The organism is Flavobacterium sp. I3-2 (genome assembly GCF_013389595.1).
In the GTDB taxonomy this organism is placed as follows: domain Bacteria; phylum Bacteroidota; class Bacteroidia; order Flavobacteriales; family Flavobacteriaceae; genus Flavobacterium.
In genome coordinates, this window is record NZ_CP058306.1 from 699,196 (window position 1) to 717,558 (window position 18,363).

The window sequence follows — 18,363 nt, forward strand, 5'->3', positions numbered from 1 at the left end:
ATTATTTTTTTACATATAAAAAAATAATGTTAAAAAATACATTACAAAAAACAAAATAGATTATTTTTTTCTATAAATATTTATTAAAAAATCCAGAGAGAAAAATTCCCCTCTGGATTAAAATCATAAGTCTTTTAAATTCTTATTTTTTTACAACTTTTATAAATTGTTGTTTTGATACTGTTTTCAATTGGAGCATATAAGTTCCGCTTGCTAAATCTGATAAATCGATATTAACTTCTTTATCATCTGTTGATTTGACTTTAACTCGCTTACCTAAAATATCAAAAACTTCTATTTGTAAAATACGTTCTGAATATGTAACGTTAAAAATATCTTCAACAGGGTTTGGATAATATTTCAATTCATTTTTAACAAATCCTTTATCAGAAAGATAAACATCTACTGTTAACACAAATGGTAAACTTGGACAATTGTTTGTTCCGATTATTACACCGTAGTAAGTTGTTCCGTTTACCAATGGCATACCTTGAACCAAAGGGTTAACACCGTTTGCAGCATCTTCAGCAGATATATACCAAGTTACATTTGATTGATTCATTACAATATCGTTTATTGTTGAACCTTCAATAAATGTTTGTGGCGTAATTCCTGTTGGAGCATCTGGTATTGAATGAATTGTTACCTCTACTGAAGCTCTAGCAGATTCACATCCGCTTTGAACTCTAGAAACGTAATAAGTTCCCGTAGCTAAAGCCGTATCGGGAGTTAACTCTGTCGGATTAGAAGGCGAATTATACCATTTATAAGTAGTTCCTGTTGGAGCTGGAATTACTAAATCTGAGACAAGTCCGCTTCCACAGAAATCAAATGGATTCACTGTTGGAGCTGCACTTGAAGTAATCTGAACTGCAATTCCAATTCTAGCTGACGTACAACCATTCATTGCTTGCTCTGCATAATAAGTACCTGTAACTAAAACTGTACTTGGCGCTAATGGATTCAAAGCATTAGCTGCATTATACCAATTAATAGTTGCCCCAGAAACACCTTGCACGACTAAATCTGCAACAGTTGCACTACTACAAAAAGTCTGAGCAACTGTTGTTGGTAATCCAAGAGCTGCTGTTGAAGTAACATTTATCATTACTCTAGCTGACTCACAACCTCCAATTGTTTGCGAAACATAATAGGTACCTGTTATTGCATTTGTTGATAATGGCAGAACAGGCATTGAAGTTTGTGTCGCATACCAATTTAATGTGGCATTATTTGGTTGTCCTAATGAAATTTGTCCTAAAGTATATGAACCACATAATTGCAAAGGTGCATTATTAGGAGTTACAGGAACTGAACCAACAGTCACCTGAATAGTAGTCATTGGTGACCAACATGCTCCATTGTATTGCGCTACATAATAAGTTCCAGTAACCACATTCAGTGTTGAAGCTAATGGAGTATTGCTAGTTGAAGAATCAAACCATCCAATTGTACCACCAACATCTGCTGTTGCATTAAGGTTAGCTATTGTAGTGATACCACAATACAATTGTGTTGCAGGTGCAGCTGGCGCTGATAAAACAGCTTGAACAGTCATCGGTACTGCAACTCTTGAAGATTCACAACCATCAATTGTTTGAGATACAAAATAAGTAGTTGTTATAATCTGAGTGGTCAATGGTAACACAGAAGCAGAAGTTGCTGAAGTGTACCAATTTAAGATAGCATTTGATGCTTGACCCAAATCAACTTCTGCTAAAGTATGAACTCCACAGAAAATTTGATTAACACTTGTTGGTGCAGCAGGAACAGTACCAACTGTAACCACAACCTCAACTTTAGGAGACCAACAATTACCATTAAATTGCGCTACATAATAAGTTCCACTAACTAAAGTAGCCGAAGTAGCTAAAGGTGTATTTGAAGTAGCACTATCAAACCAACCAATTGTATTTCCAGTTAATGGAGTTGCTACTAAATCTGCAACTGTATAAACACCACAAAAAACTTGGGTTGCGTTTGTTACTGGATCTACATTTACATCATTTATATTGATATCTACAGAAACTCTCGAAGAAGAACAACCATTAAGTTCCTGAACCACATAGTAAGTTCCTGAAGTTGTAATAGAAGTAATTTCTGTTGTTGAGTTTATCGAATCAAACCATTTCAATGTTGCACCGGTAGTTAATCCTGTTACAATTATATCTGAAACTTCTGTTTCATCACAGAAAGTTTGATTTGCAATTACTGGATCAGATACTGTAGTTATATTGACTGATGTTGTTGCATCTTGTACACAACCTTCTATACTAACCATATTAACAGTATAAACAGTATTTCCATTTTGCGAACTCTTAACATAAACTTTCGTTGCATGTCCTCCAGTATATGGTTGAGTAGCCGCTTGATCCATATACAGATTTGTCTGTGGTGACCAAGTCGCAGTTGCTAAATCTTGAAATACAAACCTAGCATTTAATCTATTTGCTGATAAAGTACCCGTAGTTGCATTCAAGGATTCACCTGCTGTATCTGACCTTGTGTACAAACTTTTATTATCAGAAGTGACAGTAAATTGCGTTTTAGCATTTGATCCTGTTCCAGCACCATCATTAAAAATTTCTACAAGTAAATTTGAGTCACCATCCCAAACAAAAGGAGTTGAAAAATCAATTTGTTGCCAACCAGATGCTGTATGAGTATGTGTAACAGGTCCATAAACTGTTGTAAAACCACCAGTCAAGAAAGTACTATTAGCAAAATTTGATTGTGCTACAGTTTTAATTTTAATTGTATAATTATTATTAGTTGCTGAAGTTCCTAATGACGAAACATTAAATGCAATACCTGAAATTGTTCCAGAAGTAATTCCTAAATCATTAAGTTCTTGTTTTGTATATATGAATTGCTTTTTAGCTTCTCCATAATAATTTTCAAAAGCCGTTTCTTTGTCTGTTGAAAGCGATTCGTTTGTTCCAGTTCCAACAACTACTTGAGATGTATTTACTAAATTAGTATTCAATTCTTGAGCTACATTGGCACAAAAATCATAAGTTGCATTTAAAGCAGTAAATACAGGTAATGGATTAACAACCACATTCAACTCTTTTGTAGTTACACATAATGAACCACTAGTTTGTGAAGCAGTTAATGTATAAACTGTAGTTTGAGTAGGATTAAATGTCCAACCTGTCGTTTGATTACCCGTTACACCTGTAGCTGGAGACCAAACAAATGAATCATAATCAGAAGCTCCTGCAGTTACAGAAAGTAAAGCTGAAGTATTTGCACAAATTTCTAATTGATTATCAGACAATGTCAAAACTGGAGCTGGAGTAACAGTAGCTACAACTTCTGTACGAAGTGAACTACAGTTTGATTTAATTGACCAGTTATAGAAGAAATAATATGAAGATGACACACCTGATAAATACCCTCCTGTTATAGAACCTAAACTACCCAAAGCATACGGATATGTATTACCAGAAGAATCTCTCACTAAACTTAATGAAGAAGTAGCAAGTAATCGATATCCAGTACCTACAGGAACATTCATATCCAAATTCAATGTATGCAATACCGGAGAAATAGCATTTCCTGTTGGCACAGCTATTGTACGAGAATCTATAACTGTTCCTAAATTATTTGTTAGATTTACGACAATGCTTCCTGCATTATTAGATGCTAAATACACATCAACTGTTTCTATTTTGAATCCTGAATTGGCATCAAAAATTAAACCATAAGTTGAGGCACTCGTATAAGACACACCTCCTGGCACAGCTTTACCACCTATTTCTGTCGCTCCAATTAAACTTGAATCTACCCAAAAACTAGTAGTTGTATTAATTACAGGAGTTGTAAATGTATTTCCTGACCCTAATACACTTCCTCCTGTCTGAGAAGTATACCAATTCAAAACTCCTGAATCAAATGATGCAGATAAGTCAACCGTTCCTTCACCACATCTTGCTGCCGGTGTAGCTAAAACTAAATCTGGATGATTACAAAGTGTTTTGAAAACAAAAGGTGCAGACCAATTTCCTATTTGAGTTGAACCACATAATGATCTAACATAAACGGTATAATCTGTTAATGGTACTAAATTAATCAAATCTTTAAAATGAACACCTGATGCAACAGTCCCTGACTGGATTGCTCCTGGAGTCCCTGGTAATCCAGATGTTCTAATTTCATATGAATATCCATTTGCTGGTTCAGGTGTAATACCGTTCCAAGAAATTCTTGTCGTACTTTTTGTTGTATTTGAAGTAGCCAAACCAAAAACATCTGAACATAAAGGCAATTCTTCAACAACAACGTCATCTAGCCAATAATACCAATTAGAAGCACCTGATATATGCTTGAACGCAATATATCGATTTGTTCCTGTTATACTAGAAGTGTTTAATGGAATTGTATATTCATGTGAAACATAATCTGTAGGATTGATACTTTGAATCAACACAAAAGAGTTCAAATCACTTGGATCTGTCATTACACCAACTTCGATTTGACCTGAATTAGCGCCCTCTCTTTTAAGATTAAATTTCACACGTAATGTTTCAATATTCGGGCTGAATGCTGGTGTAATAGCATAAGTGGGTGCTGTGGTCAAAGATTGAAATCTAAGCGAATTTGGTCCACTTGAACTATTTGATGCAACAACTGAAGGATAACCAGAATATAGTACTGGTCTCGTCCAACATTGTGGAAAAGCACCTACTGCATATGAATCAAAATTTTCTAGATATGGTACATTAGAAGGCAAACAAAGTGTTCTGAATGTTGAAATCGCACTCCATCCACTCAAATCTCCTGATCCGCAATTTGCTCTTACATAAACATTATATTGTGTATTTGCTGATAATGTATTTGGGTTCGCAGTTGTAATACCTGCTACTGTTGTACCTGAAGCAACTAGAGCAGCTCCAGCTACACCTGGATTAGTATCTGTTCGAACTTCATACATATAACCATTAGCTGGCAAACTTGTAGATGCTGTCCAATTAATTATTGCTGAGTTAGGTGTTACCGTTGTTATTACAACATTTGTCGGAGCAATACATGTCGGTGGTGGTCCTTGAAGAATAGTTAAATCGTCAAAATAAATCTGAAGATCTTCATCATCATCTAAAAGATTAGAAACAAATCTTATATAAACATCACCAGTCCCAGGTGTAAAAGTACCTGTAAAATCAGTACAACCAAGTGCAGGTATTGTTAAAGTCCCAAAATTAGTCCAAGGTCCACTTGCAGTACTTGACCATTGCATTTGAACTTCAAATGAACCAGAAGCTGCTGCTGCTGCTGGAGCACTATAATTATAATTTACAGCTCGATACTTAAGATTAACAGTAACTAGATCACCATTAGAGCCTGATAATAATGGAGAACGAAAATTATTTGTTTCGTAACTAATGTAATCGTAAAAATCAAAATAAATATTCGTTCTCACAGCACCTGAACTACATCCATAAGTTGTAGAATTCATTGTGGTACTACCAGATGAAACCCATCCTTCTAAACCAGAATCCCAATTATAGGACTGGTTTATTTGTCCGTAATGTATCAGCGGCAGTAAGAGCATCAGATACAATAAGTAAATTTTTTTCATTCTTCACTTTTTTTAAAAGGTTAACAATTTTTTAATTCTAATACCAACGAATATAACCCATTAATTGTTAAAAAACTATTTTTATTTAAAAAAACACAATAAAAACAAATAAAAAACTAAAAATTTATTTTTTTTTAGTTGATTTATTGAATTATATTTAAAAATACCGTTATATATCATATCTCTTATTTAAAATGACGAATAATTTTAATATTACTCTATCAGATTTAGAAAAAAATCAAGGATAAATGGAAAATTCAAACTAAACGAAGTTAATAACAAATAAAAACTGTCATTCTGAGCGTAGTGAAACGAAGTCGGGAATCTTTAGATCATAAAAAAAATTTCTCATTACGTTGGAATGACAATACTACTTTAAACAATCACAGATAATAAAAAACTCCGACAGCGTTTGAAACTCTGTCGGAGTTAGTAAAAGATTCCTCCTGTCGTTGGAATGACAAAAAAATTAAAATCTTAGTTTATACCTACAAGGTTTTGAAAACCTTGCAGGATATTTTTTCAAACTTTGGTCATTAAACTTTTGACTTTGAACTTTTGACTTTAAGACTTGGATTGCGTTAGGGATTAAAGCGGTATCCTTTTTTTGGTTTATATTAATTGGTAATAACTATAAAAGTTAGAGATTCTTCCTATCGTCGGAATGACAATAGAATACTAAAAAAAAGATTTAGCGGAAAGCCCGACCGAGCTTTCCACTAAAATATAATTATATATTAATGAGCGAGGGAACGCCCAAAATATTATTTATTAAATATAATTTTAATTTCTATTTCGGCAAAAGAGCGAAACATATGCATGACGCCACAATATTTCTCGACCGACAAATCGACAGCGCGAGTTAATTTTTCTTCGTTTAGATTTTCACCAGAAAAATTATAAGTAACTATTACTTTTTCGTAAACTGCTGGTTCGGTATCTGTTAAAAAACCTTCGGTTTCGATAAAAAAATCAGAAACTTCAAGTCGCATTTTCTTCATCAACGAAGCTACGTCTAAACCTGAACATCCCGCAAGTGCAGAAAGCATCAAAGCTTTAGGACGCAAACCATCAGAATTCCCACCTAAATCTTCAGCAACATCAATTTTTAAAGAACCGCCTGGATTTGAAGATTCAAATTGCATATTACCTTTCCAAACTGTATTAATCTTGTGTGTTGCCATTTTTTTCTTTTTTTACTTTTTCTTTACCTGCAACAATAACTACTATTTCTCCTTTTGGAGCTTTTTCTTCGAAATGTTTTAAAACTTCGATTGCGGTTCCTCTTACCGTTTCTTCATGTAGTTTTGATAATTCACGCGAAACAGAAACTTGCCTATCTGCACCGAAATACTCAATAAACTCACCTAATGTTTTAACCAACTTATGAGGCGAAACATACAAAATCATCGTTCGTGTTTCTTCTGCTAAAGCTAAATAACGTGTTTGTCGTCCTTTTTTATCAGGTAAAAACCCTTCGAACACAAATTTATCATTCGGCAATCCACTATTCACCAATGCAGGGACAAAAGCGGTAGCTCCTGGTAAACATTCAACTGCAATTCCTTTTTCGACACAAGCACGAGTTAAAAGAAATCCTGGGTCTGAAATTGCTGGAGTTCCTGCATCTGAAATCAAAGCAATGGTCATTCCTTGCTCTAATTTTTGAATAATATTTTCGACTGTTTTATGTTCGTTATGCATGTGATGACTATGCATTTGAGTAGTAATATCAAAATGCTTCATCAGCTTTGCACTGGTTCTTGTGTCTTCGGCCAAAATTAAATCAACATCTTTTAAAACCTGAATGGCTCTAAAAGTCATGTCGTCTAAATTGCCAATTGGCGTCGGAACGATATATAATTTACTCACTTATAAAAATCTTTTTTGAATTAACTGCATAAATCTTTCTTCATATTCTTCTTTACCTTTCCAATAATTAAAATCAGGTTTTACCAAATCATCAATAAAATCTTGAGCTTCTTGAAAAGACTCGATCGTATTTAACTGCGAAATCACACGATTTAAATCTTCTGAACTTCCATTAAAAAGATTCTTCTCAAAGGCTATTCTATCATTTAACCCAACAGTAATTACATGCGAAAAAGCATCGTTAATAGTTTTATTGATTGGAATTTGATGAAACGGAATTTCATTACTTTCAGACTTATCAATCAAATGCTGATTCTCGAAATTTGGATGTTTTTCTTCTTCAGAGATTAAATCTTGTAATGTATTTTCTGAATTAACTTTTTCAAAATATATTTCTTCAATTGGCATTTCAAAAATAGGATCAACTTTAAGCTCTTCTGACAAAACATGTGCTTTTTCAATTGTTACCTCATCTTCATTGGATAAAACTTCAAGCTGTTCTTTTTCAACGAATCGATTTTCATCATCAGTATTTTTAATTTCGAAAATTTCAGAATCTTGATTTTGTTTAATCGATATATCATCAACAGAAACAAAATTGATTTGATCATCAAATGAGATAATTTCCGAATTTTCTGAATCTTCAATCAACTCGTTTATCAAATCTTGATTCATCGAAGCATCGCGCATTTCAATGTTTGTTTCTTTTGGTGCAACCAAATTAGATTCATTATCTTGTTGTAAAAACAAAGCTTTCTGTATATTTTCTTCAGTTATCGAAGGATCTATTCTAAATTTATTATCTTCATAAAATTTTAAAACGGAAATTTTTTCAAAGACATTTTTAGATTCATTATACAAAGCATCGATATCGGCTTTATCTTTCAATTTTAGAATTCGATGTGCAATACTGATTAATTCCGATTCAATTATTTTCTTCATAACTTTTTTTAGATTTGAAATAATACCAATCTTTTTTTGATAAATTTGTCTTTTACAAAGTAACAGAAAATTCTGTTTTACACAACCCGAAATTTAGAAAATGTTTCTTGAAAATACCGTAAATCATAAAGAGCAATTTGGATGGATCGAAGTCATCTGTGGATCTATGTTTTCTGGTAAAACAGAAGAATTAATTCGTAGATTAAAACGTGCCCAATTTGCTAAACAACGTGTTGAGATATTCAAACCTGCTGTTGATACAAGATACGACGATGTTGATGTGGTTTCGCACGAAGGTAATACCATTCGATCAACTCCCGTTCCGGCTGCAGCAAATATTCGAATTTTAGCTGACGGATGCGATGTAGTTGGTATTGATGAAGCTCAGTTTTTTGACGATGAAATTGTTCGAGTTTGTAACGATTTAGCAAACGCAGGAATTAGAGTTATTGTTGCTGGTTTAGACATGGATTTTAAAGGAAATCCGTTTGGACCAATGCCTGCATTAATGGCAACTGCCGAATATGTTACTAAAGTTCATGCAGTTTGCACACGCACCGGAAATTTAGCTCATTTTAGTTTCAGAAAAGCACAAAATCAAGATATTGTAATGCTTGGCGAAACTGAAGAATACGAACCATTAAGTAGAGCTGCTTATTACAAAGCTGTTCGTGAACAACATAAAGATGACACTAAAAGACCAACTGAATAGTTGGTCTTTTTATTTAAAATTAACACAATCAACTTTTCTTTTGTAACTTTAATACATTGAAAAAACATCTGTAATAAAAACATATCAAATGACATATACCGATTTATTATTCGAAAAATCGTTTGTTAATGGCGAATGGATAAACGAAAACACAACACAATTTGAAATCATAAATCCCGTTGATTTATCTATAATAAGTCGCGTTTATAACGACGACCGAACCATGGTTAAAAGAGCAATCGATTCAGCTTCGGAAGCTTTTAAAACTTGGAAAAAAACTTCGGCTAAAGAACGTAGTTCACTTTTAATGAAATGGTACGATTTAATTATTGCAAACAAAAATGAAATCGCAACTATTATGACTTTAGAATCGGGTAAACCGATTGCTGAAAGTTTAGGAGAAATCGAATACGGTGCTTCATACATTCAATGGTTTGCTGAAGAAGCCAAACGAAATTACGGAGATGTTATTCCTGGATTCACTACAGAAAAAAGAATCATTACCTTAAAACAAGCTGTTGGAGTTGTTGGTGCAATCACACCTTGGAATTTTCCTTTAGCAATGATAACACGAAAAATAGCTCCGGCGTTAGCTGTTGGCTGTACAGTTGTAATTAGACCAAGTGAAGAAACACCTTTAACTGCTTTAGCTATAAACTATTTGGCACACAAAGCTGGTTTTCCAAAAGGTGTAATCAATACGGTTGTTGGTACCAATGCTTCTGAAATGGGAAAAGAACTTTGTGAAAATTCAAAAGTGGCTAAAATTTCATTTACCGGTTCAACAACTGTCGGTAAAATTTTGATGCAACAATGTTCAGATTCGTTAAAGAAAATGAGTTTGGAACTTGGCGGAAATGCTCCATTTATTGTTTTTGATGATGCCGATATTGATTTAGCGGTTGCAGGAGCGATTGCCGGAAAATTCAGATTTGGAGGTCAAACTTGTGTTTGCGTGAATCGTATTTTGGTTCAAGAAAACATTTATGAAACTTTTGTCGAAAAATTTATTGAAGCTACTAAATCCTTAAAAATAGGGAATGGTTTAGATACGGATGTAAAAATCGGACCTTTAATCAATTCGAAGGCAATTACTCGTATGCAAGAAATGATAACTGACGCAATTAAAAAAGGTGGCAAAGTTGTACTTGGCGGTAATTTTATAGCACCTCAGTTTTTTGAACCAACTATAATGATAGATGCTTCTGTAGATATGCTTTTAGCTAAGAACGAAATTTTTGGACCGATTGCTCCGATATTTAAATTCAAAACCGAGGAAGAAGCAATTGAAATGGCAAATGATACGATTTATGGTTTAGCTAGTTATTTTTACACCAAAGATTTAAACAGAACTTGGCGCGTTCGTGAAGCTTTAGAATACGGAATTGTAGGAATAAATGACGGTTTAATTTCATCAGAAATGGTTCCGTTTGGCGGAGTAAAACAATCCGGTCAAGGTCGAGAAGGCTCGAAATACGGTATGGATTATTATGTTGATATTAAATACATTTGTATTGGAAATGTTGAATAAATATTTTATATGATTAAAAAACATAGAAAAAAATCAGAAAATTTACACTAAAATAAAAGATTCAGGGTAAACCCTTACGCACAATACTAATAAGTATGCTACATTTGAAATGTCTTTAAAACCAAAGAAGACAACCAAAAAAAACACGACTGAATTTAAAAGGCATTATACTCAAATTGTATAATGCCTTTTTTATTTAATATGATTATTTAATTTACTTATTATAAATCTGTAATTATAAATTCACTTCTACGATTTTTCTGATGCTGTTCTTCAGAACACGTAACTCCATTTTCACATTCGTTTACTAACATCGATTCGCCATAACCTTTTCCGGTTAATCGAGATGGATCAACTCCTTGTTCAACCAACCATTTGATTGTTCCACGAGCTCGTTGCTCCGATAGTTTCTGGTTATAAGCATCAGATCCTCTACTATCTGTATGTGAACGAACATCAATTTTCATTTTCGGATATTCAGACAAAACTTCATAAACTTTAGCTAATTCAACAGCTGCATCTTTTCTTATATTTGATTTATCATAATCAAAATAAATTACATTTTCAATTTCAAAAACTTTTGCAAGATCATCACCTTTTTTAACTTCGACAATTCGCTTATCCATTTTGATTACAACTGGAGTATTTCCTGCAATTTCAGGCAAAACCATTCGTTTTTCTTCTGTAATATAATCAGGATGCTCTGCTTTTATATAAACGATATCTCCTGGCGCTCCCGCAATCTTTGGTAATTGAAATGTTCCGTTTGCAACAGAAAGTACATCATAAATAGAATCAAAATTTGCATTTAACACGGAAACTTTCACTTGATTTATTGGAGCTTCAGTTAATCGATCGATAGCTTTTCCTGAAAATGAATGCAAATATGGAATCGGTTTTGGAGGACGTACAATATCATTAATCGAATAGATATCATCATAACCTAAACCTTGAGGTCTGTTTGATGCAAAATATCCAGTTTTATTATCATTCTTTAAATAAATTGCAAAATCATCAAATGGACCATTAATAGGTTCCCCTAGATTGACAACCTCAGCATTTTCATCATTAAAATCGATTTTAAAAATATCTAATCCACCCAAACCAAGTTGTCCGTTACTCGAAAAATACAATACATTGTCAGAGCTTATAAATGGAAAAGTTTCTTTTCCTTCTGTGTTGACTTTTTTTCCTAAATTTTCAGGTAAACCATATTGATTATTTTCATATATTTTAACTCTAAAAATATCACTATCTCCAAAAGTACCGTTCATATCAGAAGAAAAAAACAACATTTTTTCATCAGTACTTAAAACAGGATGTGCACAACTATAATCTGCATGGTTAAAAGGAAGTTCAGAAATATTTTCCCATTTTCCATTGATATAATCAGCTCTATAAATTTTCAAATGTGATGTAAAACCATGTTCTTTTTTATTTTTCTTCAAATTATTTTGTGTAAAATAAACGGTGTTTCCATCTTTAGTGAAAGCTGGTGTTGAAATATTGTATTTTGAATCTAATTCATCAAAATTTTCAATTTGATTTTCATTCAATATAAACAAAGAAGAAAATGGAAGACCATCCCAAGAATTCTTTTTACTGGATTTAGAACTAGCCGGACGATTTGAACTTAAAATCAGTTTATCATTCCAAAAAGTCACTGCGTAATCTGAATATTTTGAGTTTAAATTTACTTTTCCAATCGAATATTTGTCTTTTTGCTTCTCAATATCTTTAAGATAATTCGGATTATTTTTGAATTTAATTGCTCGAGAATCATTCTGACTTAATTGATTAAATTTTTCTAGAAATTGATTTGCTTTATCAATTTCACCAATCGATTTTAAGGCATTAGAATATCTAAAATAAATTTCGGGCTCTACCTCGGTTGTCATCTGAAAAAGTTTACCAAACCATTTTGCAGCTTCTGGATAATTTGCCGAAAAATAATAAGCATTTCCAAGTTTTCTAAGTATATTTTCTGATTCATAACCTTTATCAGCAAGTTTAGTATAAATTGAAATAGCATCAATGTATGCATAATCTTGATAATTACGATTTGCCTTTAATTCTTGAACATGTTGTGCATTAGATATAAACACACAAAAAACACAAGCTAAAATTGTTATTTTTTTTATCATATTTAAAAGAATCTTGGTGTAGTAAAACGCTTGTACTTATTAAATAATTCAAAACGTAAAAAAACCTCATGAGAGCCACTGTTATAATGAGCTAACTTAGTAACATTTGAATCATACGAATATCCAACAAAAAACTGTTCTGATATTTGGAAACCTACCAATGCACTTACTGACGAATCAAACTGATATGAAGCACCAACTGTAAAACGTTCACTAAATAAGAAATTTGCAGAAAGATCAACTTGTAATGGTGCTCCTTGAATTACTTTGGTTAGTAAAGTTGGTTTAAATTTGATTTCTCTTGAAAGATCAAAAACATGACCGAAAGTTCCATAAAAATGCATGGTACGTTTCATCGTAGCATACAATTGATCATTTCCTCGATCATATTCTAACATATATGGAACTGAAATTCCAAAATAAGTTTGCTCTGAATATAAATAAAGTCCAGCACCTACATTCGGATTAAATTGATTTTTTAGATTATCTGTTCCTTCTGTTTCATCATAAATAGTTAATTTATTGTAATCTACATTTAGAAAACTTCCGGAAACTTTTACACCAAAAGCTAATTTATAATCGCTATCAAAATCAATGGTATAACTTAAATCAACTGCAACTGTATTGTCATTCATTGCTCCCAACTTATCACTAATTATAGAAACACCATAACCTAATTTTGAATAAGTAAACGGTGAATGCACGGTTAATGAAGCTGTTTGTGGAGCTCCTTCCATTCCGACCCATTGCGAACGAAATTGACCATAAATAGTTAAATCTTCTCGAGAACCTGAATATGCAGGATTTATTATCGAAGAATTGTACATATATTGACTAAAATTAGCTTCTTGTTGAGCGAAGACAGAAACAGTAGAAATATTCAATATGAACAATACAATTAATTTAAAATCTCTTTTCATGTTTAATGATTTTCTAAATGAATATATCCTACTTTTTTAATCACTTGAGTGCCTCCAGATTTGTCATGCTTCGTATAATTAAGAATATAATAATATGTTCCTGTCGGAAGTTTTTCATTCTTATCTACGGTTACCTTAGCCTGAGAATATCCAGCAAAAACATTTCCGTTTATACCATATCCATTCGTTTTATAAACCCTAACTCCATAACGATTGTATATTTCTAAACTATTTTCAGGGTATCGTTCGATATTTTTGATTATTAAATAATCGTTTTTACCGTTATCGTTCGTTGTTAAATAGTTATAAACAATTACATCAAACTCAGGAATTTCAGCATCTTTCAATTTACCTAAAGTAAACACACCAAACTTTGAAATAGCAACAGGAGATGTTACAGATTTCTCAGCAAAATCTACAATTCCACCTTCATTAATCCAAGAATTTGTTTCTTCATCCCAGCGAACAATAACAAGATTTTGAGCACCGTCTATTAAATCAGCTGGTGTTGTTTGTTCATTCCAAGTCAATGTTAATATTAGATTATTATTAGATTCTTCTCTATTAATTGTCCAATATTCTTTGTCGTCAATAATTTCAAGCTCATTAGCTCTATGGTGATGTGGATGAATGTTATTTGAATTTTTGAAAAAGTATTCTGTTTTTACAAGCGAATTAATATTTTTTGAAGAAGCTATTGATGCAGCTCGATAAAACTGTTGATCGCCTACTGGAAAAGTAAAAGATGCGCTACCACTTTTTTCGACCATTCCTTCGGCATAACTTTTATCAGATGTGTTTATGTGTTTTGCAGTTTCTGTAAACAACATAGCTCCTTCTTGATTACGATTTATTTTAACAATTCCATTTAAAAAATTTGCAGTTCCATCGATTAAAAAATCGTTATTTAATTGAAATGCATAAGCTGTTGATTGATTATTAAATAACAAATCATAATGTTTTGAAGGTTGTGTTCCTGAAATTATTTGGAGATCGTTTCCTTGAAACACCGTATATCCTGATGTAGCATTTGTAGTATGCGTGAACATACCGTTATTTTTATAATTCTTATAAAACTGAAATTCGCCATCATTAAACACAATTCCAGTTGTTGAGTTCTCAAAATTAGAATGTGAGGACATTAATGTATTTGGTAAAATATACATTATTCCGTTATTAACCGCGACGTTGTTTTGTGCAAATCCAAAAACAGAAGCTAATAAGATTATACTACCTAAAAGATAATTCATTTTTTTCATACTTTGCTTTTTAGATTAATTACTCTTCAATCTTGTACGAATCATTGGATTGGATATTGTACTGCAATTTTTTATTTTTATTTTAAAATATTGAGTATCTCCGTATATACACCCTTGACGTTTTGTAACAACCTTTAAATATAAATTATTAACAGAGCTATATTCTGCATATAATTTATTTAATTGGTATTGATGATATTCATCATCATAACGAGGGTCATTAGCACCGATTTCTGGAAGAGTTGAATTTTGAATATCATTCCAACCAAGAATATCGAATTCCCCAGTAATAGGATCAGCAACTGCACCTAATGTAGCATAAACAAATGACAAATTATATCCAGAACATGGATCCAATTTTTCAACTCTAAAAGGAGCAGATGTACAGAATATAACGTTTTCATTGAATTCGAAATTTGGAATTACCGAAACGTCGTAAATATATGTTTTTGTTCCTAATAGATTTGCTGACACAACATTATCCATATGTAATTCAACACGATCAAAAGAAGCTCCAATACCTTCTAAAGTCAATACATATTTATTTGAAGCTTGGTCTGCAATTAACTTTAATAAATCCAATTTTATTAATGAAAAGTCATCTTTTGTAACTTCATCTCCAATAGGTGTTGAACCTAAATAACGTTGGACTGTAAAGTTTGATAATAGATTTAAATCTAAAACAGGTATACCTTCTGAACTCATTGTAATTCTAACCTTATCGCCTGGACGAGCAATATCTTTAAACTTAACTGTTAAAGTTTGTTTATTTAATGCTCCTACTGAAGAATTAAAAACGGCTGCTGTTTGATAATTAGGTGTCCCATTTAATGGATTATTTACATTTGTAGTATCCTCAATTGCATCCGCTGCGTAGTAGGGATACAATACCGAACTTAAAGACGTAGCTACACCTAACCCAGTATCCTCAGTCCCATATAATACATCACTAGCAGAAGTATTCAATAGTAAATGTGTATCTAAATTTGTCTCTAATTTACCATTTGCATCACGTACTCTAGATTCAGCCCCTTCAATTACAATATTTGAATTACATTTGTAACCAGCTATTGCAACACGTTCATCAATATAAGCTCCATAAATTTTTACGGTATTACCAACACCTAGTACAGATCCTAAATTGATTCTGACTCCGGAATACCAAATATTTTCACCGTTATCTCCTTTGGGTACAAAAGTGTATTCAAAAACATTATCTCCAACCAAAACATTTGCCAAGTCAAATTCACCAATAGATAAAAGAGAACCAACAGGTTGTCCAAATGTATTGATTGGCCTAATAGTAATACCGCCTAAAACTTCTAAAACACTATAATCTTGACCTAATTTTATTGTTAAAGGAGTCCCCGGAGCTATTTGTTTATTTGGACTAGAAGCATTTATATTATCACCCGTTTTAAAAAGTAAATCTTGAGAAATAGTTCCTAAACCTGCCAATGTAAGTTCATTAAATATGGATCCATGTGTAGACAAGTCATACATATACAGATCAGGAGTAATTTGCAAAGACTTATCTATAGTTGCCGCACTATTTGAAGACCCTGCTAATGGAATACCTAGTAATGTAACTTGACTAACTGTTTCATAATTAGCTCCTACTCTTTGAAATCTATATTCACACTCTTCTTGATCGTAAACATAAACTGTGATTCTTTTTACAATATCGCAAGTAACATTAGTATCATTAGCAGCATTTACAGATTTTGCATAATAATTATAACTTCCAATTGCAGAAAAACTAACTGTTTGATTTGTTACATCAATATTTGTTAATTCATCGTAAATACGAACTCCAGTGTTATCTGGTAAATCAGAACTATATAACGACGAAGTAAATATAAATGAAGCGTCAGGAGTATTATCATTATTAGAATCCAACGGCAAACTTATAGCACTTTTCCCTGTTATAGTATATTGTTTATCTTGTTCAGCAACAAAACTTTCGTATTGATTTGAACAATAACCTGGTTCATTGATACCTTTTATATAATATGTCCCTAAAGGTTGCCATTTAACACTTTCAACTGTAGGATAAGTTGCAGTACTTAATTGATCTATAATAACATTTTGATTTTGATCGACAATTAAATATCTACCCGGAATTATTTCATTAAAATTTGGAATGATATGTCTGATATCAAACTTACGTTCGCGAATATTATTAGTAATAAACTCTCTAGAACATACTTTTTTAACCTCTGGTTTAATATCAACAAAAGCTACATCGTAAATTCTTAAATCACCAGTAACATCTAACACTTCTAAATTAACTGGCTGTTTTACACTGATTGAAACCTTATCAAAATTTAATCTATTTCCTGCAGCATCGGTTGGCGGCGTTGCTAGAAAACTAAATGGAACATTATTTCCTGCATTAATTAAACCTAATACATCAGCCCCTATTATAGATGAATCGACCATTTGAGAACTTATTTTTGTAGAACCATTATAAAAATTAACTTCAATACCTGAAGCTACAGAAACATCTAGCAAGCTAGCTGGCATCTGCATCTTAATTCGGACTAACTTATTATTAGAAGGATCAGGTAATTGGAAAAATTGTTCCATACTCATCCCTAAACCTAAACTTAATAAAGATTGATTTCCAAAAGTTGAATATGTTTCAAGATTATTATCTATAGCACTTTGTGGATTTTGTATACCAGAAGTTCCTGCTGCAGTTAAAAGAGATTGTGAAACTTGACTATAGGTTAAAAACGAAAAACATTCTGGATTTGAACTATAATAATAAGAATCATAAATTTTGGTCCAACGTTCGGCAATACCTAATACACCACCTGCATCTGGATGAATTTCTATTTTATTAAATGGAAAATCTAAATTAACCATAATGTAATTATTTCCCAATCCATCTCTTAAAAACTTCATCTTAAGTTGATCATTAACAGAGTAACCATGTGTTCCAGCAGAAAAAGATGTAGTGGAATTTGAAAAAGTAAATTTAGTATTTGGAATCCCCCCTGCAATTGCACTAACTACATTATTTAATAAATCTCCAACATAGCCTCCCAATACACTATCTAAAATTTGACCTTCTTTTAAGTCAAACTTTATAAAATAATTTTTATTTGCAGGTACAACTATAGAAGAATGTTCAAGAGTTAATTTAGGAGCTGTTGAATAAAGTGCAAGATTAGAAGGAACTGTCAACTGGGTAAAAGTATCTTCACCTGGTATAATTATTTCATTTACAGTCTCAGAAACATCATACGCTCTTAATCTTTGCGCAACAGTAAGGCCAACTCCAAAAGTATTATTTGTTGAAGAAGAAGTTGTAGGTCTTACTTTTTGCGCAAACACATTTGCCCCTATCATCATAAAAGACAATATGAACAAATTTTTTAATATGTTTATTTTTTT

The 18,363-nt window shown here is 32.3% G+C and carries 10 protein-coding genes; 2 read left to right on the forward strand and 8 right to left on the reverse strand.

Annotated features, from left to right (window positions below):
* Window positions 1–142: 142 nt before the first annotated feature.
* The 4 genes from HW119_RS03335 to HW119_RS03350 all read right to left on the reverse strand — a co-directional run bounded on the left by HW119_RS03335 (window position 143) and on the right by HW119_RS03350 (window position 8,395).
* Window positions 143–5,581, reverse strand: a complete 5,439-nt coding sequence (locus tag HW119_RS03335) for a T9SS type A sorting domain-containing protein (protein ID WP_177761247.1) — start codon at window positions 5,579–5,581, stop codon at window positions 143–145.
* 764 nt (window positions 5,582–6,345) lie between these two features.
* The gene (locus HW119_RS03340; protein ID WP_177761248.1) at window positions 6,346–6,765 is read right to left on the reverse strand and encodes an OsmC family protein; all 420 of its coding nucleotides are present in this window, start codon (window positions 6,763–6,765) and stop codon (window positions 6,346–6,348) included.
* Window positions 6,746–7,453 (reverse strand): 16S rRNA (cytidine(1402)-2'-O)-methyltransferase, encoded by a 708-nt coding sequence (gene rsmI / locus HW119_RS03345; RefSeq protein WP_177761249.1) that lies wholly within the window; start codon window positions 7,451–7,453, stop codon window positions 6,746–6,748. The genes HW119_RS03340 and rsmI overlap by 20 nt, the downstream gene beginning before the upstream one ends.
* On the reverse strand, window positions 7,454–8,395 hold the full coding sequence (locus HW119_RS03350) for a hypothetical protein (protein WP_177761250.1): 942 nt from the start codon (window positions 8,393–8,395) through the stop codon (window positions 7,454–7,456).
* A gap of 100 nt (window positions 8,396–8,495) precedes the next feature.
* Here HW119_RS03350 and HW119_RS03355 point away from each other — a divergent pair, with 100 nt between their 5' ends.
* Both HW119_RS03355 and HW119_RS03360 read left to right on the forward strand, forming a co-directional pair.
* Complete coding sequence (locus HW119_RS03355; RefSeq protein ID WP_177761251.1) at window positions 8,496–9,107, forward strand: thymidine kinase; 612 nt, start codon at window positions 8,496–8,498, stop codon at window positions 9,105–9,107.
* An 88-nt stretch (window positions 9,108–9,195) separates the two neighbouring features.
* Window positions 9,196–10,638, forward strand: a complete 1,443-nt coding sequence (locus HW119_RS03360) for an NAD-dependent succinate-semialdehyde dehydrogenase (protein WP_177761252.1) — start codon at window positions 9,196–9,198, stop codon at window positions 10,636–10,638.
* A 221-nt stretch (window positions 10,639–10,859) separates the two neighbouring features.
* On the opposite strand, the gene HW119_RS03365 is transcribed toward HW119_RS03360, so the two are convergent.
* The 4 genes from HW119_RS03365 to HW119_RS03380 are packed head-to-tail and all read right to left on the reverse strand — an operon-like array spanning window position 10,860 to window position 18,321.
* A complete protein-coding gene (locus tag HW119_RS03365) occupies window positions 10,860–12,782 on the reverse strand; it encodes an OmpA family protein (RefSeq protein WP_177761253.1) in 1,923 nt (640 codons plus the stop codon).
* 2 nt (window positions 12,783–12,784) lie between these two features.
* Window positions 12,785–13,702 (reverse strand): type IX secretion system membrane protein PorP/SprF, encoded by a 918-nt coding sequence (locus HW119_RS03370; protein ID WP_177761254.1) that lies wholly within the window; start codon window positions 13,700–13,702, stop codon window positions 12,785–12,787.
* A 2-nt stretch (window positions 13,703–13,704) separates the two neighbouring features.
* Window positions 13,705–14,961: a gliding motility-associated C-terminal domain-containing protein gene (locus HW119_RS03375; RefSeq protein ID WP_177761255.1), complete on the reverse strand. Its 1,257-nt coding sequence runs from the start codon at window positions 14,959–14,961 to the stop codon at window positions 13,705–13,707.
* A 15-nt stretch (window positions 14,962–14,976) separates the two neighbouring features.
* The gene (locus tag HW119_RS03380; protein ID WP_177761256.1) at window positions 14,977–18,321 is read right to left on the reverse strand and encodes a hypothetical protein; all 3,345 of its coding nucleotides are present in this window, start codon (window positions 18,319–18,321) and stop codon (window positions 14,977–14,979) included.
* Window positions 18,322–18,363 lie beyond the last annotated feature (42 nt).

What these genes read in the sequence shown, in the direction of transcription:
- HW119_RS03335 (WP_177761247.1), bottom strand. Translation starts at nt 5,581, where the DNA reads ATGAAAAAAATTTACTTATTGTATCTGATGCTCTTACTGCCGCTGATA.
- HW119_RS03340 (WP_177761248.1), bottom strand. Translation starts at nt 6,765, where the DNA reads ATGGCAACACACAAGATTAATACAGTTTGGAAAGGTAATATGCAATTT.
- HW119_RS03350 (WP_177761250.1), bottom strand. Translation starts at nt 8,395, where the DNA reads ATGAAGAAAATAATTGAATCGGAATTAATCAGTATTGCACATCGAATT.
- HW119_RS03355 (WP_177761251.1), top strand. Translation starts at nt 8,496, where the DNA reads ATGTTTCTTGAAAATACCGTAAATCATAAAGAGCAATTTGGATGGATC.
- HW119_RS03360 (WP_177761252.1), top strand. Translation starts at nt 9,196, where the DNA reads ATGACATATACCGATTTATTATTCGAAAAATCGTTTGTTAATGGCGAA.
- HW119_RS03365 (WP_177761253.1), bottom strand. Translation starts at nt 12,782, where the DNA reads ATGATAAAAAAAATAACAATTTTAGCTTGTGTTTTTTGTGTGTTTATA.
- HW119_RS03370 (WP_177761254.1), bottom strand. Translation starts at nt 13,702, where the DNA reads ATGAAAAGAGATTTTAAATTAATTGTATTGTTCATATTGAATATTTCT.
- HW119_RS03375 (WP_177761255.1), bottom strand. Translation starts at nt 14,961, where the DNA reads ATGAAAAAAATGAATTATCTTTTAGGTAGTATAATCTTATTAGCTTCT.
- HW119_RS03380 (WP_177761256.1), bottom strand. Translation starts at nt 18,321, where the DNA reads ATGATGATAGGGGCAAATGTGTTTGCGCAAAAAGTAAGACCTACAACT.